20 protein-coding genes are annotated in these 23,316 nt (G+C 40.3%); 4 read left to right on the plus strand and 16 right to left on the minus strand.

From position 1 onward, the window contains the following. Positions 1 to 4: 4 nt before the first annotated feature. Together BMW53_RS02535 and BMW53_RS02540 are read right to left on the minus strand one after the other, a co-directional pair. Entirely contained in the window at positions 5 to 283 is a 279-nt protein-coding gene (locus BMW53_RS02535; protein ID WP_051567721.1) for a hypothetical protein, read from the minus strand. A gap of 94 nt (positions 284 to 377) precedes the next feature. Next, entirely contained in the window at positions 378 to 1,202 is an 825-nt protein-coding gene (locus tag BMW53_RS02540; protein ID WP_038557458.1) for a 3'(2'),5'-bisphosphate nucleotidase CysQ family protein, read from the minus strand. 160 nt (positions 1,203 to 1,362) lie between these two features. On the opposite strand from BMW53_RS02540, the gene amrB reads away from it, so the two are divergent. After that, positions 1,363 to 2,793, plus strand: coding sequence for an AmmeMemoRadiSam system protein B (amrB, locus tag BMW53_RS02545; RefSeq protein WP_038557457.1), 1,431 nt, complete (start codon positions 1,363 to 1,365; stop codon positions 2,791 to 2,793). Here the strand turns inward: amrB and recO are convergent. The 4 genes from recO to BMW53_RS02565 all read right to left on the minus strand — a co-directional run bounded on the left by recO (position 2,775) and on the right by BMW53_RS02565 (position 6,860). Beyond that, positions 2,775 to 3,500, minus strand: a complete 726-nt coding sequence (gene recO / locus BMW53_RS02550) for a DNA repair protein RecO (protein WP_038557456.1) — start codon at positions 3,498 to 3,500, stop codon at positions 2,775 to 2,777. The two genes, amrB and recO, sit on opposite strands and share 19 nt — an antisense overlap. 28 nt (positions 3,501 to 3,528) lie before the next feature. Continuing rightward, entirely contained in the window at positions 3,529 to 5,847 is a 2,319-nt protein-coding gene (porZ, locus tag BMW53_RS02555) for a type IX secretion system anionic LPS delivery protein PorZ (RefSeq protein WP_038557455.1), read from the minus strand. A 3-nt stretch (positions 5,848 to 5,850) separates the two neighbouring features. After that, entirely contained in the window at positions 5,851 to 6,429 is a 579-nt protein-coding gene (locus BMW53_RS02560; protein WP_038557454.1) for a non-canonical purine NTP diphosphatase, read from the minus strand. A 128-nt stretch (positions 6,430 to 6,557) separates the two neighbouring features. Next, positions 6,558 to 6,860: an ArsR/SmtB family transcription factor gene (locus tag BMW53_RS02565; RefSeq protein WP_038557453.1), complete on the minus strand. Its 303-nt coding sequence runs from the start codon at positions 6,858 to 6,860 to the stop codon at positions 6,558 to 6,560. 176 nt (positions 6,861 to 7,036) lie between these two features. On the opposite strand from BMW53_RS02565, the gene BMW53_RS02570 reads away from it, so the two are divergent. Then, on the plus strand, positions 7,037 to 8,011 hold the full coding sequence (locus BMW53_RS02570) for a polyprenyl synthetase family protein (protein ID WP_038557452.1): 975 nt from the start codon (positions 7,037 to 7,039) through the stop codon (positions 8,009 to 8,011). On the opposite strand, the gene BMW53_RS02575 is transcribed toward BMW53_RS02570, so the two are convergent. The 10 genes from BMW53_RS02575 to lnu(I) all read right to left on the minus strand — a co-directional run bounded on the left by BMW53_RS02575 (position 7,987) and on the right by lnu(I) (position 20,414). Further along, the gene (locus BMW53_RS02575; RefSeq protein WP_038557451.1) at positions 7,987 to 8,784 is read right to left on the minus strand and encodes a DUF2797 domain-containing protein; all 798 of its coding nucleotides are present in this window, start codon (positions 8,782 to 8,784) and stop codon (positions 7,987 to 7,989) included. The genes BMW53_RS02570 and BMW53_RS02575 overlap by 25 nt on opposite strands. 63 nt (positions 8,785 to 8,847) lie before the next feature. Beyond that, a complete protein-coding gene (locus BMW53_RS02580; protein ID WP_038557450.1) occupies positions 8,848 to 9,624 on the minus strand; it encodes a hypothetical protein in 777 nt (258 codons plus the stop codon). 64 nt (positions 9,625 to 9,688) lie between these two features. After that, positions 9,689 to 11,149, minus strand: coding sequence for a M28 family peptidase (locus BMW53_RS02585; protein ID WP_051567720.1), 1,461 nt, complete (start codon positions 11,147 to 11,149; stop codon positions 9,689 to 9,691). A 169-nt stretch (positions 11,150 to 11,318) separates the two neighbouring features. Next, positions 11,319 to 11,591: a GFA family protein gene (locus tag BMW53_RS02590; protein WP_081804801.1), complete on the minus strand. Its 273-nt coding sequence runs from the start codon at positions 11,589 to 11,591 to the stop codon at positions 11,319 to 11,321. 40 nt (positions 11,592 to 11,631) lie between these two features. After that, a complete protein-coding gene (gene tnpA / locus BMW53_RS02595) occupies positions 11,632 to 12,075 on the minus strand; it encodes an IS200/IS605 family transposase (RefSeq protein ID WP_038557449.1) in 444 nt (147 codons plus the stop codon). 72 nt (positions 12,076 to 12,147) lie between these two features. Continuing rightward, positions 12,148 to 12,282, minus strand: a complete 135-nt coding sequence (locus tag BMW53_RS21585; RefSeq protein ID WP_441294354.1) for a GFA family protein — start codon at positions 12,280 to 12,282, stop codon at positions 12,148 to 12,150. A gap of 51 nt (positions 12,283 to 12,333) precedes the next feature. Next, on the minus strand, positions 12,334 to 17,061 hold the full coding sequence (locus tag BMW53_RS02605) for a PAS domain S-box protein (RefSeq protein WP_051567719.1): 4,728 nt from the start codon (positions 17,059 to 17,061) through the stop codon (positions 12,334 to 12,336). 195 nt (positions 17,062 to 17,256) lie between these two features. Next, on the minus strand, positions 17,257 to 17,766 hold the full coding sequence (locus BMW53_RS02610; protein ID WP_038557448.1) for a hypothetical protein: 510 nt from the start codon (positions 17,764 to 17,766) through the stop codon (positions 17,257 to 17,259). A 162-nt stretch (positions 17,767 to 17,928) separates the two neighbouring features. Then, positions 17,929 to 19,149, minus strand: coding sequence for a TCR/Tet family MFS transporter (locus BMW53_RS02615; protein ID WP_038557447.1), 1,221 nt, complete (start codon positions 19,147 to 19,149; stop codon positions 17,929 to 17,931). Positions 19,150 to 19,643: 494 nt separating this feature from the next. Further along, entirely contained in the window at positions 19,644 to 20,414 is a 771-nt protein-coding gene (gene lnu(I) / locus BMW53_RS02620) for a lincosamide nucleotidyltransferase Lnu(I) (protein ID WP_038557446.1), read from the minus strand. A 485-nt stretch (positions 20,415 to 20,899) separates the two neighbouring features. Between lnu(I) and BMW53_RS02625 the strand changes: the two genes are divergently transcribed. Beyond that, a complete protein-coding gene (locus BMW53_RS02625; RefSeq protein WP_038557445.1) occupies positions 20,900 to 22,123 on the plus strand; it encodes an MFS transporter in 1,224 nt (407 codons plus the stop codon). 5 nt (positions 22,124 to 22,128) lie between these two features. Beyond that, positions 22,129 to 23,016, plus strand: coding sequence for an Mph(E)/Mph(G) family macrolide 2'-phosphotransferase (gene mph, locus BMW53_RS02630; RefSeq protein WP_038557444.1), 888 nt, complete (start codon positions 22,129 to 22,131; stop codon positions 23,014 to 23,016). Positions 23,017 to 23,316: the final 300 nt, after the last annotated feature.

Consider the following 23,316-nt stretch of genomic DNA (forward strand, 5'->3'; position numbering starts at 1 on the left):
CCGTCTATTTTTTGCATTTGGCGCCGGCACCACCACCGCCAAAGAATAACATCACGCCAATAAGATAACCAAAGTTATACCAGCCTCCAGCATTGGGGAAAGCATAAATTTCGTAATCGGTAAAAAGACTGGCTATAAAACTAAACAGTAAAATAAAACCATGAAAAACACCTTTTATAAATCCCGGAGGATCGCCAATATTTTTAAACGATTGTGTTGCGCATCCGGCAAAAAGGAAGGCTGCAACTACCACCACTGCCAATAAAATAAATGTACGTTTCATTACTATTTGTTTTTGGTTTACACAAAAGGGGAAGTCCCGTTCTACCCGAACAAGTTAGGTTTTATTTATCAAAAAGAAAAGTTAAGCAGGCGAACTACTCCTGAATTATTTGCTGCATAAATGCAATAAAATCGGGGGTATTAAGCCTTTCGCTCAGCATTACAAAATGTGGATTTATAAGATCGGCTTTGTTGTAGGCCATGGTTTCGAAGGTATCCTGACGAAAAACGGTACCGCCAAACTCTTCCACCATTAGCTGGCCGGGAGCTGTATCCCACTCCGAGCAGGGACCGGCTTTAAGGTACATATCGGCGTTTCCTTTAATGATCTCGATTTGCTTTTTCGAACTGCCGCAGTGCAGTATCTCCAGCTCAAAGGTGCCTTTCATTTTTTCAATCAGCTCGGCTTCGCGGGGCTTAAAAAACGAGCGACTGGTAGCCACTCTTATTTTTCCGTTGTAGGGCTCCGGCTTCTGCATTTCTTTGAAATTCCCTTTGCTGTCGAACGCATAAATCCCTTCGCCGTTACCACAGAACCAGCCTTTTTCTTTCAAGGGTTCGTAAATCCATCCGTATACCGGGGCAGTTTTGTTAATCAATGCGATGTTGATACAAAATTCACCGTTTCGTTTAATAAACTCCTTTGTGCCATCCAGCGGATCGACCAAAAAGTAATTCTCCCAGGTTTTACGAATCTTGTACTCCGGGAAATTGGTTTCTTCATCTAAAACAGGAATTTCGGGAAATATTTGTACAAGGCCGGCATTTATAATCTTACTCGACGCTTTGTCGGCCCGCGTAACAGCAGTATTATCCGATTTACGCTGCTCATCAAAGTCGTTACTTTCATACACTTCAATGATCGCTCTTCCGGCTTCTGCCAGCACACGAATAACACTATGTACCTTGTTTAATTCCATTCAGCTTTAGTATTCACGTAAATTTACATTATCTGTTTTTATCCGTAAAATCGCTGCCCGCAAAAACCATTGCTATTTAAATGTTTCTTCACAAACCGGCTCATAAACCAATTTCATTGAGTTTCGTAATAGTATTACTACCTTTTAGCAAAGGAAACCTATGATATTCAATAAAAATAAAAACCGCGAACCGGCAGTGTCCGGACAATTTTACCCTTCTTCGGCCAGCGATTTACGAGGTGAATTGGAGGATTTTTTTAACAAGGCCGTTACTGTAAAAACCTCGCAAACGCTGCGAGCCCTTATTTCTCCGCATGCGGGCTACATCTTTAGCGGAGAAGTTGCCGCTGCCGCCTTCAAACAAATTCCGGCCAACAAAAGCTATCAGAATATTTTTGTATTGGCATCGAGCCACCGTTATTCGTTTGGCGGTGCCGCTGTTTACACCGAAGGAAATTATGAAACGCCGCTGGGCGAGATTACTGTAAATAAAAAGATTGGTAAACAACTGCTGGCCTCATCACCGGTATTTTCCGAGCACGATGAATCGCACCTCTACGAACACAGCCTCGAAGTTCAGTTGCCGTTTTTGCAATATCGTTTAGGAAATGATTTTACACTGGTACCAATAATACTTGGAACCCACTCAGCCGGTATTTGCAAGAAACTGGCAAAAGCACTGCGGCCTTATTTTACTCCTGAAAATTTATTTGTTATCAGCACCGACTTTTCGCACTACCCCAGCTACGAAAATGCAAAGTTGACAGACCTGCTAACAGCCGATGCCATTTGCAAAAACAAGCCCAAAAAGCTGTTAAAAGCACTTGAAAAGAACAAAGCTAAAAAGATTGGCCATCTTGCCACCTCACTGTGTGGCTGGACCTCGGTATTAACGCTGCTTTACCTCACTAAAAAAAAGGATTTTGAATACAAAAAACTGGCCTACAAAAACTCGGGCGACAGCCAGCTTTACGGCGAAAAAGACCGCGTTGTGGGTTACTGGGCCATTGGTGTTTACGAAAAAGCTGTTTTTGAAATCAGCCGCTCGGAAAAACAGGAAATTTTGCAACTGGCACGAAATTCAATAGCCCGTTTCCTGGGTGAGGACATCAAAGAAAAAAGGCCTGACAAAAGTAATGACAGCATTCTCGATCAGAAAGCCGGCGCTTTTATCAGCATTTATATCAACAATGAATTACGCGGTTGCATTGGCGGATTTGCCGGAAAAAAAACCTTGCGCGAAATGATTAAACGGTTTGCAGTTTCCGCTACAAACGATCAGCGTTTCGACCCGATTCAACCATACGAGCTCGACAACATGACGTTGGAAGTTTCGGTATTAACGCCACTGAAAAAGATTAAATCGATTGATGAATTTGAGTTGGGCAAGCATGGTATTTATATAAAAAGCGGTTTAAATTCGGGCACCTTTTTACCACAGGTAGTCGAAAAAACGGGCTGGAGCAAAGAAGAATTTCTGGGAAGATGTGCAAAAAACAAAGCCGGAATTGGCTGGGACGGATGGAAAACTGCCGAACTTTACACCTATGAAGTCGTGATTGTGAAAGACGATCAGGAAAAAACCTCCTGAAGCACTTTTAGCGACTTTATTTCACCCAGCGTATCGAAATGCAGGCGGTAATAATCCACCAGTTTTTCAAGCAGCATATCGCGCATGCTGCGTTTTAATTTCAAGCTATCGAGTTCGTTAATTTTCAGCAAAGCCAGATTTACCAAAACCGCCGTTGCTTCTTTGTTTACAAACATCGGGTGCGATGGCTCAAAAGGAACTACTGCTCCCTTTTGCAAATCGAGCCAACCTTCAAAACCGGTTTGTGTGGTGTCGGGCATAAAACCAAGGTACTCGGTTAAATGAAACAGAAAATACAAATGAAAATTTGTTTTGCCCTCCTCCATCAGATCGAGATACAGCAATGCGTTTTTTATAAACTCAAACAATTCGGGGTAACTTTCCTGTTCGTGAATGGTTTTATAAAGCACCTCGGCCAGAAAAATGGCCTGTGTTGATTTTACAATGTCAAAAGGAATTTCCTGGTAAGTGTTGAGGCTTTTCATTGCCCTTATTCGTTGCAGGTCGCGCGATTGTTTCTGGTAGGCCTCCAGTTCAACCATAAACAGCGGTTGCAACAAACCGGCCTTATTTTTCGACTTCCGGCTACGGGCAGCGTTTATCAGGTAACTTTGCCGCCCAAACTCTTTGGTAAAAATGGTGGTAATTACACTGCTCTCGCCATATTTTATCGTGTGCAAAACAATGCCTTCGGTAGCTGTAATCATAACTCATTTTCGCTGCTGTTTTTCCCGATCAATGGATGAACAATATTTTTGTGACGTGGCTTTCTTCCCCGTTCTCATCGTTACAAAATACCAGGTAAACTCCGGTTTTTACACGGTTGCCATTCAGGTTGTTTCCATCCCAAACTGCCTGTCCGCCAAACGATGTGGTTTTATAGACAAGGTTTCCGGTGATGTCGGTAATTTTTACATCGGTATTTTCAATTAACCCGGCAATAGTTACCGGGCCATCGTAGGTTTCGCGCACCGGGTTCGGATAAACGTAAACATCGCTATATGTGTCTGCCCCTCCCGTGGCTTCTCCCTGGTAAGAAATCAGTCCCTTGTCGGTTCCGAAAAACACCTCGCCATTTTTCTGGTTGATGGCAATCGACAGAATAGTATTCGAAAGTAAGGGGCTGTTTTCAGTGGTGAAATGCAACACTTCCGCCTCGCCCGTTTCCGACACCAAAAACACGCCCGAGTTTTGTGTTCCCAGCCACTTTCGGTTAGCACCGTCAACCGCAATAGCAGTAACAGTTTCGGTTTCAAGCAGCGGATGGTAAATGCCATCATTCAAATCAAGCCCCGGATGTGTGGCATAAAAATTATCCGAATTCCAGATTCGCGACGGATTGCTATATACTGCCACACCCTGCGCACTTCCAATCCAAATAGCCCCTTCCCGATCTTCAGCAATGGAGAAAACATCGTGCATCGGGGTAATAATATTGTCGGTGCCATTGCTGAAATAGGTCTGTACCAACAGTCTTTTTTTCTGGTCGCCGGTTTTGTTTATCACGTACGCATCATGTCCTCCCGGAATGAGCATCCATTTGTCGTCGTTTTTATTCACAATAATATCCGAAACATTGTATCTGTTGGCAATATCGGGCAGTTCAAACGACTCCCACTCGCCCGATGGCGTTAATTTATGGAGGTTATGTGCACACTCGGCATTGGTAATCCACAGGTTTCCTTCCGAGTCGAAACTCATGCCTCCAACCCGTGTAAACGGTTCGTTGGGCTGCTCGGGCAAGGCCGTTTCCAGCGGGCTGTTCAGATTATAATAGCGTTCTACCAGCTCATCCTTGCGGTATTCCAGCAACCCTCCGCCCCAGCTGGCAACAAAAAAATGATCCGGATCGCGGGGATCCACTTCAACAGCTAATATGTTATGAAATCCTTTCAGTTCGGGATGTGTTACATTGGTAAAATAGCTCCAGCCATCGCTACCAAAACGCTGAAAAACCGGACTTAAATAGCCATTGGTACCTCCTGCGCACATCCAAATTTCCGAATTGAAAGCACCAACAAAATACATGTCGTTATTAATCGGTCCGGGGGGTAAAGTTTGCTCAAAACGTTCGCTATAATAGCGCACCAACACTTCCTTATCGTCAGCAATCCAAACCGAACCGTCGGCTGACACACCCGCACTTTTTGGAGCGATACTTTCTACAGTTCTGTCGTTAAATTTGTAGCCATCAATTCGTCCTATTGGCTCGTGATTACTGTCGATGATAAAAACCACATCGCGGCTGGCAATACACAGGTAGCTTCCGTTACTCTGCAGATCAAACGCAAAACGTATTTCAGGATTATACGGCTCCCAGGTTCCGTTATTCAGCATGAACATCTCGTCCATATACCACTCTCCGGCTGCATAGTTGGCAATTACTTTACCCGCATGATAAACTAAATGATTAAAAATACCTTCGGGATGCGGAATATCATCCACATGAATCCAGTTGGCAAAATTAGCCAGGTTAGGTTCATTTTTATCGGCCCGGTAAATTCCCTGGTTGGTAGCAGCAAAAATCGAATTTTCATCCGTTTCAATATCATTTACTTCCAACGACGAACCTCCATCGCCAATGTAATACGTATCTTTTACTTCCTGACGATCGAGATTGAGCACTACAATCCCAAAACCACAGGCCAGATACGCCTCGTTTTCAGCGAAGGCAATATTATTGATGACCTTATTACCGACTATGGTTTTTCGCTTTATATCCGACAGGTTAACCACCTCGCCATTATCATAAAGCAAATCGATATTGCTGTTTGAATAGGCGATTACCAACACCTTATTCTGCTCGCTGTAAGCAATGGTACTTACCCCAAAATCCGATAACTGAATGGCACCGCCAAATTTATTTACACTGTTGTCTTCCAGTTCGTAATAAAATAGTCCGCCCTCGGTTACACAGAAAACTTTATCGGACGAAACCGCAATTTTGCTGGCCTTATTATATGAAAGATAATCTTGCCACGAGCCCTGTTGGCGCTGGGCTTGCGAAAGCAAAAAGGTCAGAACCAAAAATGCAGAAAGTAGATATCTTCTCATCGTTTAATCGAGCTTTTTTAAATAGTCGACCAGTTTTTGTACGGCTCTGCCCCGGTGACTGATCTTGTTTTTATCTTCGAGGCCCATTTCGGCAAACGACTGGTCAAATCCTTTCGGTTTAAAAATGGGGTCGTAGCCAAATCCTGAGTCTCCACGTTTTTCCTTCAAAATCTCACCATTTACAATGCCTTCGAATTGTTTCTCTTCGCCATCAATAACCAGCGAAATTACAGTTCTAAAACGTGCTTCCCGCTCATTTATTTTAGCCAGTTTGTCGAGCACCTTGTTCATATTGGCTTCCGAATTTTTGTCTTCGCCGGCATAACGTGCCGAGAAAACTCCGGGCTCACCGTTCAGGGCCTCAATTTCCAAACCGGTATCGTCGGCGAAACAGTTCATGCCGAATTTATCGTAGATGTAATAAGCTTTTTGGCTGGCATTTCCTTCCAATGTGGGCTGTTCCTCCGGGATTTCATCGAAACAATCAATATCTTTTAAGCTAAGCAGGGTATAATGATCGCCCAGAATAGCCTGTAATTCTTCCAATTTATGTTTGTTGTTTGTTGCAAAAACGAGTTTCATAATCGAATAATTTTAGGTAAAAATAAGAAAATGCCTCTACTTTGCAGGCCCATCCGGATATTGCTTTTTAGGGCACAAAAAAACCGCTTGATCTTCATCAGCGGCTTATGCTATTGTTATCATTTTTTTTAATCGCAGGTGCAAGTTTCCAGGCAGCCAACAATCTGGCTCAAAATATTATATTTTAGGTAATAATAGGTATTTTTTCCTTCACGCTTTGAGCACAAAACACCCTTGTCGCGCAAAATGCCCAGGTGATGCGATGTAGTTGACTGCTCGATCTTTAGCAATTCATGAATCTCGGTTACGGTTAATTTTTTCCCGCCTTCCAGATGCTTCAAAATAGCAATACGCATCGGGTGCGCCATTGCCTTCAGCATGCTGGCAGCAACCTCCAAACGTTCAACATTTATCTCCTTGATATCGACCATGTTTATACCTTTAAAAATGCAAATATATAAATATTTGAGACTTGTTTAGTGCTTTTTTGCGCACGAATATCTAACATTTGTACAAAATCAGGAATTTTTCGTTTTTTTAAATAAAAAGTCTGTTTTTATTTAAAATTATTCTAAGTTCGTTCATCGAATGACAAGTAGGAAAAGGAATGACGACGATAACGAAAATTAAGGCCCCCATTGAACAGGAACTGCATGATTTTGAGCCCTATTTTAAGAAATCGTTGCAAAGTGACATTCCTTTGCTGGCCACTGTGCTGAACTTTCTTTATCGCACCAAAGGCAAGCAACTTCGCCCCATGTTTGTGTTCTTATCGGCAAAACTGCATGGCGGAACCAACGAATTTTCGAAACTTGCGGCCTGTTCGGTTGAATTATTGCACACTGCCACGCTGGTACACGACGATGTTGTTGACGAATCGTACGAGCGCCGCGGATCGTTTTCGGTAAAAGCGCTTTGGAAAAACAAACTGGCCGTTTTGGTGGGCGATTATATTTTGGCCCGCGGACTACTGCTGCAACTCGAGAGCAAAAAATACAACTTCCTTCATCTCATTTCACGTGCGGTTCAGGATATGGCCGAGGGAGAAATCCTGCAAATGAAAAAGAGCCGAAAACTCGATATCGACGATGAAACATATTTCGAGATCATCCGCAAAAAAACAGCTTCGCTTATTGCAACCAGTATGGCCATTGGTGCTGCATCGGCAGTTGATGATGAAGTGATTATTGAAAAGATGTACAGCATTGGGCAAGATGCCGGGATTGCTTTTCAGATAAAAGATGATATTTTCGATTACCAGTCGAAAGGCCTCTTGGGCAAACCTACAGGCAACGACATTAAGGAAAAGAAAATTACCCTTCCGTTACTTCACGTTTTAAACGAAGCCGACCGGAGTGAACGCAAACGGATTTTAAGGCTGATAAAACGCAAAAATAACAGCTCGGCAGTTGTTAAAGAACTAATTGAGCTGGTAACCGAAAAAGGCGGCCTTGAATTTGCCGAGCAAAAAATGAATGAATTTAAAGACCGTGCAATTGCCGGCCTTAAGGAATTTCCTGACTGCGAAGCACGCGAATCACTTATTGAGCTGATGAACTACATTGCCACCCGTAAAAAGTAACCATTGTGTTTGCGAATATTTAAAACCCGGCTATCGTCGAAAATTAAATACTGTCCTTTTATGCCGGCAAGCTTTCCTGTAATTTCCGGAAGCTTATCAAAACCAACACTTTTTATTTTCACAGGAAACTGCTCCACCGGGTAATTTATTTCGGTAACCTCGTTTTCCGGCTCCATGTATTTCTGCAACTCCAACGGCAATAAGTTGGCAATACGCTCTTTTTCGGCTGCCAGGTCAAAATCTTTAAGCACTTCGTTTTTCAACATGGCCCGCCAGTTGGTTTTATCGGTAAAATGATCTTTCAGAAACACCTCGATAACACCTGCAATGTGGCGGTTGGGCGTTTTGGCAATTTTAATGGCATAACTGGCTCCCTGATCGATCCAGCGGGTAGGAATTTGATGACCGCGGGTAACACCAACTTTTAAAGCACTCGACACGGCCAGGTACACAAAATGGTCGATCAGATCGTGTTTTTCGGCCCATTCCATATCGCGGGCAATGCCAAGGTGTGCTTTTGATAACTCGGGGCGAATGATCGATTCGCTGGCTTCGGGAGCGGTTTGCAGGCAGCTGTAGCAAAACCCCTGACTAAAGGATGTTTTGGTTTTCTTGCCGCACGACACACAATTAATTTGCCCGTCGAAACGCATCGCGATTTCTTTCCCAATCAGCCCGTTCATATCAATTTGTTCATCGCCAATGGGCAATGTATATTTTACAGGAGCATTAAGCTCGGTGATCATTTTTCGTATGTTGCCTTCAAATTCCATGATGAATATTTTCTGACGCGAAAATAAGACAAATCGTGTACCATACACTTTCTGTACTAAATATTAATCATCAAAACCCGGTCGTTTAAATTCCATTACGCCCGGAAATGTTTTTAGCATTTGCTTTTTTATTTGCGACAAGTCGAGTAAATATTTTAGGATTTCGTCTTCCATTTCGCGAAAACCGGAGTAAAAAACCGACAGCGCATCCATTGATCGTTTAATGGCGATTATGGCAATTTTTGCCGATCCCAGGTTATCGGCATACAGGCCGTATTCATCCTCTGGATCATTCTGCCGCTCTTCCAGCTCGAGATGAGCGCGATGAACTTTGGCCCCGATAAAAGCACTGTACCACTGAATTACTTCGGCGGCGTCGCGGTATTTTATCATCGAAGCATCGTCGTCGATCATTACCAGGTTTTCGGCTTTAGTGGAAAAAAACTCCTTGTTTTCATTCATCCATTTATGAATGTTGATTCCGTAATTCCGCGCTTGTACTTCCAGTGGTGTTTCTTTGTGCTCGGGCAATTCAATAGCTTCAACATCGCTCAGGTCGATTCCCTCCTTTTCGGCATCCTCTTCAATCATTTCCATGGTCACCTCCCATGCCAGGCGAATCTGATCCCAAAAGTTTTTGTTCTCTTCATCGGGATTTTCCGCATCATCTGTAATTTTATTTTCCTGTTCGTGCAAATAGGTTAAGCATTTTTGTGTCATGGTACAACGTTCGCACCACCGGTCGCAATAGTTGTAAATCCCCGGAACGAGATCTTTTCGTTTCGCCAGGTCGAGCAGGGTTCGTTTAAAGTGTTCTTTTTTCGATTTCATAGGTGCCACACAAGTAGTATTAGCAGAGTAACAAGACAAATCGACAAAATGTTGAACTGATCTTTTACCGTTGCTAAAGTTTCGTGTCGTTTGCCACACCCAAAACGCCCAGATAAAGCAGTTTTGCGGCGTCTTCCATAATTTCGGGAGTTAACACATTTGTTTTGTCGGCAGGCATATGATAGTGCACCGGATACACCGAGTTGCGAGTCCACAGGCCAAATGTTTTTATTCCGGCAGCTTCAAATACCGACGCATCGGAACGTGGCCGCCCGTAGTTTTTGCTAACTGCCGAAGCGCCTATTTCGCGGTGAATGAAATTGTTATTGGCGTTCTGAAAATGAGAGAACAATTGACTGTGCGTTTTACCTCCCGATACAAAAAAAGCTGTTCCATTCCCAACCATATCCAGGTTAATCATCATTTTGGTTTTCTCCAGTGGGAACAGCGGATTATTGCAGTAATATTTCGAGCCGTACAAACCACACTCCTCTCCTCCAAGCAGAATAAAAAGTACCGAACGTTTTGGTTTTACCTCTGATGTTGCCAAGGCTTTTGCAGCTCCCATAATATCGCTGATACCGGATGCATTGTCAAGCGCGCTGGAGAACGTTACATCGCCCATTTTCCCCTGGCCGTCGAGGTGTCCGCCAATAATTATTACCTCATCTTTTAGTTCCGGATCCGATCCTTCTATCATGGCAACCACATTGCAAGCCTGCGCATCGGGGAAATATTTTGTTTCGGCGCGGATAAACACCTTTTGCTCTGCCGGCAGCTCAAACGATGGCGTTTCCATGTTCTTCAATTGCTCGCGAATTTGCTGGTAATCTTTTCCGGCATCGGCCATAATTTGCGCAACAACTTTAGTATCAACGTGTGCATAAACAAAACCTTCGAGATTTACCGTGTTCGGATTGGCCAGTTTGCTGGCATAAATCATTCCGGCCGCACCATGTTTTACCGCATTTCTGAATTTGTAGCGGTGATAAGCATATGGCGACCATTTGGCCAGTGTTTCATCGTTTTTCGTATAAGGTGTCCCGCTTTCAAGAATGATAATTTTACCTTTTACATCAACAGTGGCATAGTCGTCGTAACCCAGTTCAGGAGCTGTAATTCCGTGGCCCACATAAACCAGTTCGGCCTGAACGGTTCCACTTGCGGAGTTGGAGCCCGGAATATAATCTTCAGGAAAATCGAGGTAGGCTTTTTCGTCGCCGTTAAAATAAACCACCGAACCCAGTGAATTTACCTCGGAATATGCATTCGGGAAATACTGAAAGTAACTGCCGTTGTTTGCCGGCTGAATTCCCCACTCTTCGAACTTCGATGCACACCATTTGGCGGCCTCAAGGTATTCGGGCGAGCCCGACAAACGCCCCTCGTATTTATCAGCACTTAGTTCGGTGGCAAACTCCATTAACTCGTTGCTCGAGATGGAATGAAAAGCATTAAAATCAAACACTTCCTGCGCAAACAATGTACTTGCTAAAACCACATTCAGCAGAACAGTTAAAACCTTTTTCTTCATGTTTTTTCGTCGTTAAAAGCCTAAAAGTACAATTTTACAGGTAATTATGCTTGCTCCTTCGTTGTGGCTAGCGATTGTATTTTTATTTTAGTTCGCCAGCTTCACATGCGTTTACCTGCTTAACAACTTCCACCAATCCATCTTTTCAAAGCCGGTATCCATTTCCTGCTTACCCGGGCAAACGCTCAAACTTTTTAACTTCCTCCAAAGCCTCATCCCAGGCTGCCTTACTCGAAATAAACAGATGAGCATTGGGGCGTTTTTTCAATTCAGTATCCAAACATCCGGCCGGAACCACCAAAAGTTTGCCGCCCATTTGCAGGTTGGGAAGTGCCGAACCACAGGTGGCACAAAATGCTTTGGTATGATTGGTTTCGGGCAGCTGAAAAACGCTGATCTCCGTTTCGCGCTTTATCCATTCCAGCTTAGCGCTTGTTGAAATTAAAAAACCACCTTCTTAGAAGGTGGACTTGTGAAAGCCCCTATAAGGGGCCGAAGTTGAGCCTTTGTTGCTCTTCTAAACGTTCTTGCTCTTCTTGGTATTTGACGTATTTCTTGATTTTCTCTTCATCGAGACCAATAGTGTCTGCACAGTATCCTCGTGACCAAAAATGATTTCCCCAATAGGGTTTCGTCTTTAACTGAGGATAGCTTTTGAATATTTTGATGGCTGTTTTACCTTTTAGAATGCCCATCAATTGTGACAACGACATTTTTGGTGGCATGCTGACAATTATGTGAATGTGATCTTTTTGAATATTCATTTCAATTAACTCGCATGATTTCCATTCCAATAGCATTGGAATATCTCTTAATAGTTGCTCTTTGACCAATCCCTCAAGAATGCGATACCGATACTTGGGTGTCCAAACTATATGATAGGTACACCTATAAATGACATGACTTAGTTTTTTGAAGTTACTCATGACTCTAAGTTAATAATTTTAGATGCAAAGCCATTTAAACATAACCACCACCAAAGGAGGTGGTTTTAAAGATTATAATAAATTGGCTGCATGCGCCGATCCGGTATCTTTACGGCAATAACTGCAATGGCACAAATAAAAGCTCTCGAAGTCGCCATTAATCTTGAACTGAACGCCTTTACACAAACATGATCCCTGGTATTCCATATTGTAATTTGTTATTTCGAACAGTTTAAATGAATGGTGGTTTTGAAATTATCACCCAAAATATTTTTGTAACAAATTCTCCAATTTAGTCCTGTCGATTGGTTTTGAAATGTAATCATTACAACCTGCTGCGATTGATTTTTCTCTGTCGCCACCAAGGGCATAGGCTGTTTGTGCAATAATAATTACATCGCTGTTAAATTCCCTTATCTGCCGGGTTGCTTCGTATCCATCCATTCCGGGCATTTGAATATCCATCAAAATTAAATCAATGTCTGAATGGCTTCGGCAAATTTCGATTGCACGATTTCCTGTTTCCGCTTCCAGGATTTCACTGCCAAATTTATTAGTAAGAAGTGTAAGATATTTTCGGGATGCTGCATCGTCTTCGGCAATGATTATTTTTAGTTTTTTTGTCTTTGATTCTGCATTTTTGTTATCCGGTGAGATTTCATCATCGTTGATTGACTTTTCGGGTGCATTATCGGTTACAGGCAAGGTAAAATAAAAGATTGAGCCCTTTCCTTCTTCGCTTTCCACCCAAATTTTTCCCCCCAGCATTTCAACGTATGATTTTGAAATTGCCAGGCCTAATCCAGAACCTTCGAATACCCTGGTATCTTTAATATCGGCTTGTTCAAAGCGGTTAAAAATGGCTTCATGTCTGTGTTTTGGAATTCCAATTCCGGTATCCTTTATGTAAAACTCAATCATTTGTCCTTTCATTTGGCAGCCAATAGTAATCGTTCCGTGGGGTGTATACTTAATGGCATTTTTAATGAGGTTGGTAAGAATGGAATCCAGCTTAATTTGGTCGGTAACAATGTTTTTCTTTTCTGCCGGGAGTAACTTTTCCAAAATAATTTTCTGCCCTTTCCCTGTAGCTTCAGGGGTAAAGAAAAGAACTAAATCTTCAACCCGGTTATTAAAATCAGTGAGTTCATTCCTTTGCTCTACCAGCCCGGCTTCAATTCTCGAGATTTCAATAATATCATTAACTGTATTTAGCATACGCTGCCCGCTTTTGTGCACAATGTTGATATAGTATTCTTTCTCCTCACTTTTTAAATCCGGGTCGAGCAGCAGATCAGTAAATCCAAGAATCCCATTCATTGGGGTGCGTATTTCGTGGCTCATATTCGCCAGGAAAGCAGATTTTAACCGGTCGCTTTCTTCAGCTTTTTCTTTTGCCGCGATAAGTTCATTTTCAATTCTCTTGCGTTCTGTAATGTCGGATGTCAGGCATTGCATCTGCATTTTATTTTTGTAATAGAATTTCTTTAACGAAACCTGATTATAAAATAATTCTTTGTTTTTGCGCATTGCCTGCCATTCGAAAGTATGAAATCCTTTTTCCAGGGCAATTTGAGTTTGCTTAATTGCTTCATCAGCAGAGGGTACATTATTTGGTTGAAACTCGGGAGAAAATTCTGTTGGTGATTTCCCGATAATTTCATCTTTGCTTTCAACGCCATATATCTCTAGTGCGGCTTTATTACATTCAATACATACACCATCTTCAAGTATTAAATAGGCTATTGAGAGGGATTCATAGAGGTTTTTGAATTTACTTTCGCTCTCTTCCACCTTTTCTTTGGCTTTTCGTAATTCGAGTTCGGCATTTTTGCGTTCTGTAATATTTCTTCCTATGCCTAATACGCCAACTAATTCACCGTTCCTGTAAAAAGGAGTTTTAATGGTTTCAACATATGCTGAATATTTGTTGTTTTCAAATATTTTATGTTCTTCATTGAGCAATGATTTTCCGGCTGCAACAGCCTCCTTATCTTTTTTACTGAAAAAATCAGCTAAATCAGCCTCCATTAAATCATAATCGGTTTTACCAATTATTTTATGTTCGGGTAAATCGATAAATTCTTCAAAGCGTTTATTGCACATCAGGTAAGCGCCGTTTATATCTTTTAGCCAAACTAAATCGGGCAAGGTATTTATCAGGGTGCTGAGAAATAATTCATTTTCGGCCGAAAGCTCTTTTGCAGCAATAAGTTCAGCTTCATTTTTTTTACGTTCAGAGATATCGGCAACCAGGCTTTGCATATACAGTTCGTTTTTATGATAGAAACTTTTTAACGAAACCTCGGAGTAAAACTCTTGTCCATTTATTCGTTTCGTGATCCATTCAAAGGTATGCTCCCCCTTTTCAATAGCTGCCTGAATGTGCCGTTTCGCCTCTTCCGAAGATTTTTTATGATTGGGTTGAAATTCGGGAGCGAAATCGGGAGGTATTTTTCCAATTATTTCGTCTTTGCTGTCGATTCCGTAAATGGGTAGTGTGGCTTCATTACATTCGATGCAAACGCCATCTTTTAGTATTAAATAGGAAATTGACAGCGATTCATAAAGGTTTTTAAATTTTTCTTCGCTCTCTTCTACCTTTTCCAATGCCTTTAACAATTCGGTTTCTGCCTTTTTTCTATCTGTAATATCGTAAATATTACCAAGAAGATAATTCTGATTTTGGATTTGAATCATTTGCCCCGATACAAGGCCAACAAAAGTTTCACCACTTTTTTTCCGGAATAACGACTCAAAACCTATCACCCTTTTATCTCGTAACAATATTTCAAAATACTTCTCCCGATCCGCCTTATTCACCCACAGTTTAAGGTCGGCAGTAGTATTTCCTATTATTTCAGCCTTCGAAAAACCGGTAACCCGTTCAAAAGCGTCGTTCGCCTCCAGAATTTCGCTGGTATCAACATTGGTAATCATACTAATGTCGGGACTGCTATGAAAGGCCACTAAAAATTTCTTTTCGTTTTCTTCGGCTTTTTCCTTGGCCGCTTTTAAATCATCGATAATTTTTTTCCGCTCAGTGATGTCTTCTTTTACAGCAACATAGTTGATTATTTCTTGTTTTTCGTTAAATATGGGCGAAATGGATGCCGATTCCCAATACAATTCACCATTTTGCTTTTTACTATGAAATTCGCCAAACCATTCCTTACCTGATGATATCGTTTCCCATAATTGTTTATACTTACTTTTTTGTTTTTCCCCTGAATTTAATATTCTGGGATTCTGCCCAATCATTTCTTCTTTGCTATAACCGGTAACAGCAAGAGCCTTTGGGTTTGCATATTCAATATTCCCTTCTAAATCGGTAATAATTACCGAAGCTGGACTTTGTTCAACAGCTCTCGATAGTTTTAGAATCTCCTTTTCAACTCTTTTTTGTTCAGAAATATCGACAATATACCCCCTTATTTTTTCGAGCTTATTGTTCTTGTCGAAAATTCCGATGGCATTTACCAGTGCAAAAATGGTTTTTCCATCTTTTGACACAAATTCAACTTCGTAATTTTCAAGTTTCCTGTTTTGCGTTAAAAGATGGATGATTTGTTTCCTGTCTGCAGGTTCTTTGTACAGGTTGGTAATGTTAAAATTTTCAGCATCTGATTTTTTTTCGAAACCAAATAAATCGCGAAAGGTTTTGTTGCAGCTAACAATTTCGCCCGAAACCAATGCCACATAATCCGACGAAATATCATTATCAAAATATTCTTCAAATGCTGCTTCTGCTCGTTTCCGTTCGGTGATATCCAGCATGGAAACAACACTTTGGCTTGTTCCCTGAATCATATTAATCTTCAAAACCACATCGCGTTTTTCACCCGTTTTGTTCAGCAATTTAACTTCATATTTTGGTGATACCAGTTCCGGGTTTTTACGACGTAACTCGTGCTTTTTAAGCATTTCCTCTAAGCTTTCCGGAGCTACGTAATCCGTCCATTTCCGGCCTATCAATTCAGCCGGAGCATAACCTGTAGCATTCAAACATTCGGTATTTGCCATCAGAATAGCCATATCACTGTCAACGATTAGGGTTGCTGTTCCGCTTGATTCAAAAATGGCTTTGTATTTGGCTTCGCTGTCTTTTAGTTTTTTTTCGGCTTGTTTTTTCAAGGTAATATCCTGGAAAGCGCCCTGTATTTTAACTATTTTACCGTTTTTGTTTTTTATGGCTTCAGCAATGGTTCGAATCCAAACTCGTTTTCCGGTTGATGTAATTACCTCCATTTCTTCGTCATAAGGGATGCCCTCAATCGCGCACCTGTTAAAAACTTCGGTGAATTTATCACGCCATTCGGGAGCGTAGAATTTAATTGCATCTTCAAACAACGGGGAATAACCTGCAGGCACTTCAAGTATCGCCGCTACTTCATCCGACCAGTATATACGATTTTCTTTTAATCGTACACTCCACCCTCCCAGTTTGGCTTTTTCTTCTGCAATCCGTATCAGGTCGTAACTTTCTTTCAGTTTCCTTTTGGCATTTTTGTATTTCGAGATGTTTTGTATGGTAGTTAAAAGGTATTCTTCCCCGTTGATGTCTACTTTGTTAATATTGATTTCATAATACCGGTTTTCTCCTGATTTGAAATTCAATACCATTTCCTGATGGCGCACAGAACCACTTTCTTTTAGTGCTTCAAGAATTTGTCTGTGGCCATCTTTATCGGGAATAACACCCAACTCCAGGGCTGTTTTTCCAAGAGCATCCTGTTTTGTTATTCCAAATTCGTGCTCAAATGCTTCATTTACATCCACAAATACTCCTTCGGGTAACCTGGACAATGAAGTGGGAATGGCTGATTTTTCGAATAACAACGAATACTTTTGTTCGCACTGGAGCAGATTTTTCACCGGTTGCTTTTGTTCGGCAACCATTTTTTCAACGATAGCCTTTAGTTCTGCATTTTGACGACGCAATTCAGCTAATTCGTTTAATCTGGAGCTATCACCAGGCTTACTCATATCCGTGATTTTGGCTTAAAAATAACAAATTTCCCAATTGCTTTTTTTCAGGCTTGTATTTAACGGTAAGTGTAAGTTGCGGAGCGGATTTCGGAGAGCGTTCCTGTCCGACCGATACACAGTTTGAGCGGGCTACAAACATTACCATTTAAAACCTGGCCTGCCATTACTTATACAAAATGTTGGCAATAGTATTTATTGCATTTCAAGATAATCAAGTTCAACAAGTTTATATTCAGTTCCATCAAATATTGCTGCTAAATCTACAGAATATGAATCCTCTTTATACTTAAAAAAAAGCTCTCCCTCACAAACTTTAATTCCACCTTCATTATCCATTTCATAAACAAAATCTAAATACTCAATTTCTGCCCATTTTATTCCATTCTCGCCACCATCCTGTTTTAACTCATTATAATCGTCTTCAATATCTTCAACCCACTCCTCTTTTGGCATTGATGTCAATTCATTACGAGTATCAGAGTCGGTAACCACCACTTCATTCTTTCCAAGTACTCTTATTTCCTCAATGGTTAAAAAACTATTTACATAGTCACTTTTTGTGGTTTGACTTAATGTTTTCAAAAGTTCAAAAGCATACATTCCTATATCTTCAGGCTCAGTCGCTTTTTTAATTGAATCACACGAAATTAGGTTTACTGCGATTATTAGCATAATCACTCTCATAACATTCTTTTTAATCATAATTGATACATTTTAGTTTATATTATTGCCAACGTTTGCGGTATGGCCAGTAAGGGATTGCGGAGCGACGTTCCTGTCAACCAAGACGAAAGATTGATGCGGGTGATAAACTTCGCATACCACTGAAACCCTTATTGGCTATACCGCGTGTTAGCGGCTCCCTTATTTTTTCATTTTGTGTTTTTTGAAACTTTTAATCAACAAAATTAAACTAATCAGTGTAAGTAAGGCTGCAATTAAAAAGGAAATGCCTGGAAAATAAATTGCAGAATTCTTACCCGTAAAATATGAGAAGCTACTTGTCATTAGCAGCGGGGCAATGAGTGTTGTTAAACCCATTAAACTGCCAAGACTACCTTGCAATTCTCCTTGTTCATTGTCGGGTATAATAGAAGACGTAATACTTTGAATAGCCGTTCCCTGAACTCCGCCAATAATATATATTAACAATGCTCCTAAAAGCAACCATTGCCACTCTGTAAAAGCAAAAAGAAAAAATCCTGTCATTGTAAGTATGAGTCCAAGTAGTGCCATTCGTCTGTCGCCAAGTTTCTTTACCAAAATGCCGACTAGCCATAACTGAACAACAATTGACAACAAACCTATCACGGCTAAAGAATAACCAATAAGCGAGGTATTCCATTTAAATTTTTCAATTGTGAAATAAGCCCAAACACTTTCCATGCTATGATTTGCTATTGATACAAAAATCATTGAAAGCACCAATGTATTTATTAATGGGAATTCACTTAAATACTTTAGAGAACCGAAAGGGTTAGCCCTTTTCCAGTCAAATATTCTACGAGTACCAATGTTTAGCGATTCGGGAAAAAAGAAATAGCCAAAGGTGAAATTGATAAAACTAAGTATGGCTGCAACTATAAAGGGAGTATGTGTTCCGAACTGACCTAATGTACCTCCAATTACCGGACCAATAATAAATCCCAATCCAAATGCTGCGTTTACAATCCCAAAGTTTTTTGTCCTATTTTCGTCGGTACTTATATCTGCGACGCAGGCAGATGCTACAGAATAGCTTGCACCGGTTATTCCTGCGATTGTCCGCCCAACAAAGAACCACAGAATATTAGGTGCAAAAGCAAGAAAAACACAGTCAATGCTGAAGCCAAACAACGAACTTAAAAGCACTGGTCGCCTTCCATATTGGTCACTTAAATTGCCGAGAATTGGTGCAAACACAAATTGCATAGCGGCATAAGCAAATGAGAGCCAGCCTCCATATTCAGCTGCCGTACTTATATCGGAATGAAGTAAATTAGTTAAAAGTTGTGGAAGTACAGGAAATATTAAACCAAAACCTGCCGTGTCAATTACGACGACAACAATAATGAATATTAGCGTTGAATTTTTATTCGATTTCATCTTATGAAGCAATTAAATTCACATTATGCTTTCAGAGAAGCATAATACAATTTGTTTAACAATAAATGCATAACAACAATCCCAATCAGAATTGATTGAGAATAAAGATTACGATATGGAGTTATTATTGCCTCATAATGCCACAAAGATAAAATCTTTTTTGAGAAGTTTTATTATTAGAATTGTTTATTGGTTATCAAGAGTGTCTTTTAAGGTTCTGACTAACGTCAAATTTATATATTAATAATCAACTATTTACATATTTCTGAAATCTATCAAAATCACCGCTATTCAATTATTGCTTTTTGACGTTCGTTTCAAAAGTCAATGCCTTTGGGGTATAGGGGGGATTGCCGCTAACGGTTTAGTATAAGCGTAGTGCGGGATTTCGGAGCGATTCACTGTCCGCCAGCACGAACTTTGATAGATGCCAAAATACTAAATTTTAGCCACTTCGCCCGCATTACGCTTATACAATGTTGGCGGGAGTTTTTTTATTCAATTCTCCTTAATACCCCCTTTAATTTTGCTTCAACTCCAAGATTATCAAAAAGTTTTTCAGTCAATGTTAATGTCTTCTTGAAAGCTGTTTTAATATCTGTCGGATCTAATTCTGATGTTGTCTGCTGAAATAACGAATACCAATCTGGGTCTATGTCTTTTTCCAAGCCTTTTGTTGGACTTTCCCAATGTTTGGTTTGGTATGTTTCAATTCTTATTAACCAAAGTAAATATTTTTGAACATTTGATAAGCTTTGGTAAGCGTGAGCAAATTCCTGTCGTTTAATTAAGTTGCTTGTTGTAAGTAAAACATTCAACAATGATTGGCTCAACCACAGGATATTTTCATTTGTTGTTCGATCAGGTACTTTAGTTTTTATTTCTTTGAGCGTGTTAGTCAATAAAACTTCTTTATCTACTAAAATCATCTTGTCAAAGTCGCTAAACTCTACCAAACCGTCCCACGATTTGATAACTTCCATTTGGTCGTTTGTCAAAAAATGAAACTCCCCCCTTATCATATTTTCAAAAATGGCAACTTCACTTCCATACTCGTTGGTAAAATATAATGCCAATGGATGAATTTGGCTTACCCAATTTTCAGCGGAAAATTTTTCTTTATCCTTCAAGAAGATGTAGAATTCAATATCTGAATATTTGTCCCCTTCATTTTTGGTAAATGACCCGTACATAAATACGGCAGAAATATTTTTATCATTTTGAGCTATTGACTTTGTTTTGTCAATCATTTGTAACTGTATCATTTTCTAATTTTTTTAATATTAACAATCGTCTTTTCTACTTTGCCTAGTAAAGGATATTTCAATTCTTATTCTATCTTACAGTTACTTATAGCTTCATTTTCTTGAATGTTTTTTGTTGTTAATCGTTTCTTCAAATTACCGCCAACGTTCCGCGTATATGATTAGGTGCGGATTGCGGGATGCTTTCCTGTCGAAAAGCACCGAGGCTGATGCGGGAGATAATGCTGATTATCAGCACCGAAACCGCACTTAATTATATACGCTGTTGGCAACTGGGCTTTTTTACATCCAAATTCAGACTATTTATTTCTTCAAATTTAAAAAAATATTTCCTACCTTTGTGCGGTTATTTCCAATAAATTATACAACAAATGGCAAAGCCTTGGATAAAATAATAGGGTAATTCTCAAAATACCCACATTTTTTTAGATAGCTCTTCTCAGTGCTATCCATTTATTGTTGTATAATTTAATCAAGTTTATTTCATGGAGAACCAAAAATGGTTTAACACCTATATATTTATATGGGCTGGGCAATTTGTTTCAATGTTGACAAGTTATGCAGTCCAATTTGCTATTGTCATATGGCTTAGTCTGGAGTATCAATCCGCCGAGGTTTTAGCATATGCAGGTATAGCTGGAATATTGCCACAAGCTATTATTGGCCCGTTAGCAGGGGTATATATAGACCGTACTAATCGAAAACGTATCATGATTCTTTCTGATACTTTCATTGCTGTATGTGCTATTGTCTTGATATTTATCCTTAACAAGGAAACGGTAAATCTTGTATGGATTTATATCATGTTAGGTTTACGTTCGGTTGGCAATGCCTTTCATTCACCGGCTCTACAAGCTTTGGCTCCGCTAATTGTGCCTAAAAAAGAATTGCTAAGAGTTGCTGGTATTAATCAAATGTTACATTCGATTTGTAGTATTGGTGGTCCTGCACTTGGTACAGTGGCAATTGCCATATTGCCTATTTCAAATGTTTTGTATCTTGATTTGATTGGAGCATTACTGGCAATTTCTTCGCTTATGATGGTAAGAATACCACAGACAATAAAAGGTTCTAAATTTTCTGTTCATACAATATCAACCGAATTTATAGATGGGTTACATATCGTATCTAAAAATAGAGGTTTAAGTTACCTTTTTCTTTATGCCATGGCTATCACCTTTGTCATCATGCCTGCTGCAATTATGTTCCCACTACTGACAACAGGACATTATGGAGGAGGAAAATGGGAAATGGGCCTTGTTGAGATAGTTTGGGGGGGAGGCATGCTGATTGGTGGAGCTGTTTTAGGCTTGTTCAAAGTTGGGATGTCAAAGATTGTATTGGTTAATTCAATGTATATCATATTGGGGTTAACATTCCTTCTTAGCGGAGTTTTCCCAAAAGAATGGTTCATTGGATTTGTTCTGGTAACAGCAATTGGAGGTATTGGTTTATCTGTTTTTTATGCATGTTTTACTGCTATTGTCCAGATAACAGTAAAACCTGAAATGCTGGGACGAGTCTTTTCTCTTTATTACAGTTTGGCGGTATTGCCAAGTATAATCGGTTTATTGTTCACAGGCGTGATTGCAGAAAATATAGGTATAAACATCACTTTTATCATAAGTGGATGTTTGGCTATCGTTATTGGGTTGCTTTCGTATGGCTCTGAGAAACTTATGCAGTTAGGTAATAATTTAAAAAAATAAAACAAATGAAAAATACAGACATTCAGAAACTTGCAGAAAGACATGGTTTAATGCTTTCAGACAAGATGAAATTCAACGAAATGGGAATAGATTTCAAGGTTGGTTTTGCAACAGACAAAGATGAAAATCAATGGCTGTTGCGTATTCCTAGAAGACCCGATTTGGGTAAGCAGATTGCAAAGGAAAAACTAATTCTACAGTTAGTTTGCAAACATCTCACTGCGCAAGTTCCAGATTGGAAAATTGCGAACGAAGAGCTGGTAGCGTATCCATTATTGGATGGAAAACCCGCTTTGACTTATGATGCTGAAACTTATGAGGTTTCTTGGAATATGGATAAAGATAGTCCAAACTACATTCAGTCATTGGCTAAAATTTTGGTGCAACTCCATGCTATTCCGAAAGAAGAAGTTGTTCTGAATGGATTGGAAGTTACTACACCTGAAAGTCTGAGAAGCGAGATTTCCGAACGATTACGCTTGGTAAAATCCGAACTGGGCATAAGTAATGATTTAGAAAATCGTTACAAAAAGTGGTTGGATAATGATACACTGTGGCCGAACTTCACAAAATTCATTCATGGTGATTTGTATGCAGGACATATTCTAACATATGCCGATGGTAATGTATGTGGAATTATTGACTGGTCAACAGCCCGAATCAGTGATATTTCCCAAGATTTTTCAGGACATCTCACTGTTTTCGGAGAAGAAAGTCTCAAGTCTTTAATTTCAGAGTATGAAAAACAAGGTGGCAAAATATGGAATATGATTTTTGAGCAGGCCGTTGAGCGAGCTGCGGCTGCACCCTTGGCTTATGGTTATTTTGCTGTTGAAACACAGGATGAAGTCCATATAAACGGTGCTAAAGTCCAGTTAGGTGTTCAGCGATAATCGTGATTAACTTTTTATTATTTAGGGCTGGTCTTATTTTTTTGACCAGTCCTTTTATTAATCGAAACTTAATCTTTTTTCCTGGGGTTGATGTGTGTCGCTCTTAGCCTTGTTGCCAACGGTTGGTGCAAGTGGAGTGCGGAGCTTTGAAACGGCAACTTGTCAAGGTTGCACGGAGCCAAGCCGGCGTAGCACTAAATTTTGTTTTTTACCGATAATCCGTCAACGACGGATTGGCGGTGGTTGAACAAGGCGCGAATGTTGGAAAACCGCGCCCGCCCGCATTACATTTGCACTTTG

Origin of the sequence: Draconibacterium orientale, from assembly GCF_900111425.1 — a bacterium.
Lineage (GTDB): Bacteria > Bacteroidota > Bacteroidia > Bacteroidales > Prolixibacteraceae > Draconibacterium > Draconibacterium orientale.

Coding starts and splice junctions, on each gene's coding strand:
- BMW53_RS02535 (WP_051567721.1), bottom strand. CDS start 283: ATGAAACGTACATTTATTTTATTGGCAGTGGTGGTAGTTGCAGCCTTC.
- mph (WP_038557444.1), top strand. CDS start 22,129: ATGAAAAATACAGACATTCAGAAACTTGCAGAAAGACATGGTTTAATG.
- BMW53_RS02615 (WP_038557447.1), bottom strand. CDS start 19,149: ATGAAATCGAATAAAAATTCAACGCTAATATTCATTATTGTTGTCGTC.
- recO (WP_038557456.1), bottom strand. CDS start 3,500: ATGATTACAGCTACCGAAGGCATTGTTTTGCACACGATAAAATATGGC.
- BMW53_RS21585 (WP_441294354.1), bottom strand. CDS start 12,282: ATGGAATACCAGGGATCATGTTTGTGTAAAGGCGTTCAGTTCAAGATT.
- BMW53_RS02585 (WP_051567720.1), bottom strand. CDS start 11,149: ATGAAGAAAAAGGTTTTAACTGTTCTGCTGAATGTGGTTTTAGCAAGT.
- BMW53_RS02605 (WP_051567719.1), bottom strand. CDS start 17,061: ATGAGTAAGCCTGGTGATAGCTCCAGATTAAACGAATTAGCTGAATTG.
- BMW53_RS02570 (WP_038557452.1), top strand. CDS start 7,037: ATGACGACGATAACGAAAATTAAGGCCCCCATTGAACAGGAACTGCAT.
- BMW53_RS02575 (WP_038557451.1), bottom strand. CDS start 8,784: ATGGAATTTGAAGGCAACATACGAAAAATGATCACCGAGCTTAATGCT.
- BMW53_RS02540 (WP_038557458.1), bottom strand. CDS start 1,202: ATGGAATTAAACAAGGTACATAGTGTTATTCGTGTGCTGGCAGAAGCC.
- BMW53_RS02610 (WP_038557448.1), bottom strand. CDS start 17,766: ATGATTAAAAAGAATGTTATGAGAGTGATTATGCTAATAATCGCAGTA.
- BMW53_RS02625 (WP_038557445.1), top strand. CDS start 20,900: ATGGAGAACCAAAAATGGTTTAACACCTATATATTTATATGGGCTGGG.
- BMW53_RS02560 (WP_038557454.1), bottom strand. CDS start 6,429: ATGAAACTCGTTTTTGCAACAAACAACAAACATAAATTGGAAGAATTA.
- amrB (WP_038557457.1), top strand. CDS start 1,363: ATGATATTCAATAAAAATAAAAACCGCGAACCGGCAGTGTCCGGACAA.
- tnpA (WP_038557449.1), bottom strand. CDS start 12,075: ATGAGTAACTTCAAAAAACTAAGTCATGTCATTTATAGGTGTACCTAT.
- porZ (WP_038557455.1), bottom strand. CDS start 5,847: ATGAGAAGATATCTACTTTCTGCATTTTTGGTTCTGACCTTTTTGCTT.
- BMW53_RS02565 (WP_038557453.1), bottom strand. CDS start 6,860: ATGGTCGATATCAAGGAGATAAATGTTGAACGTTTGGAGGTTGCTGCC.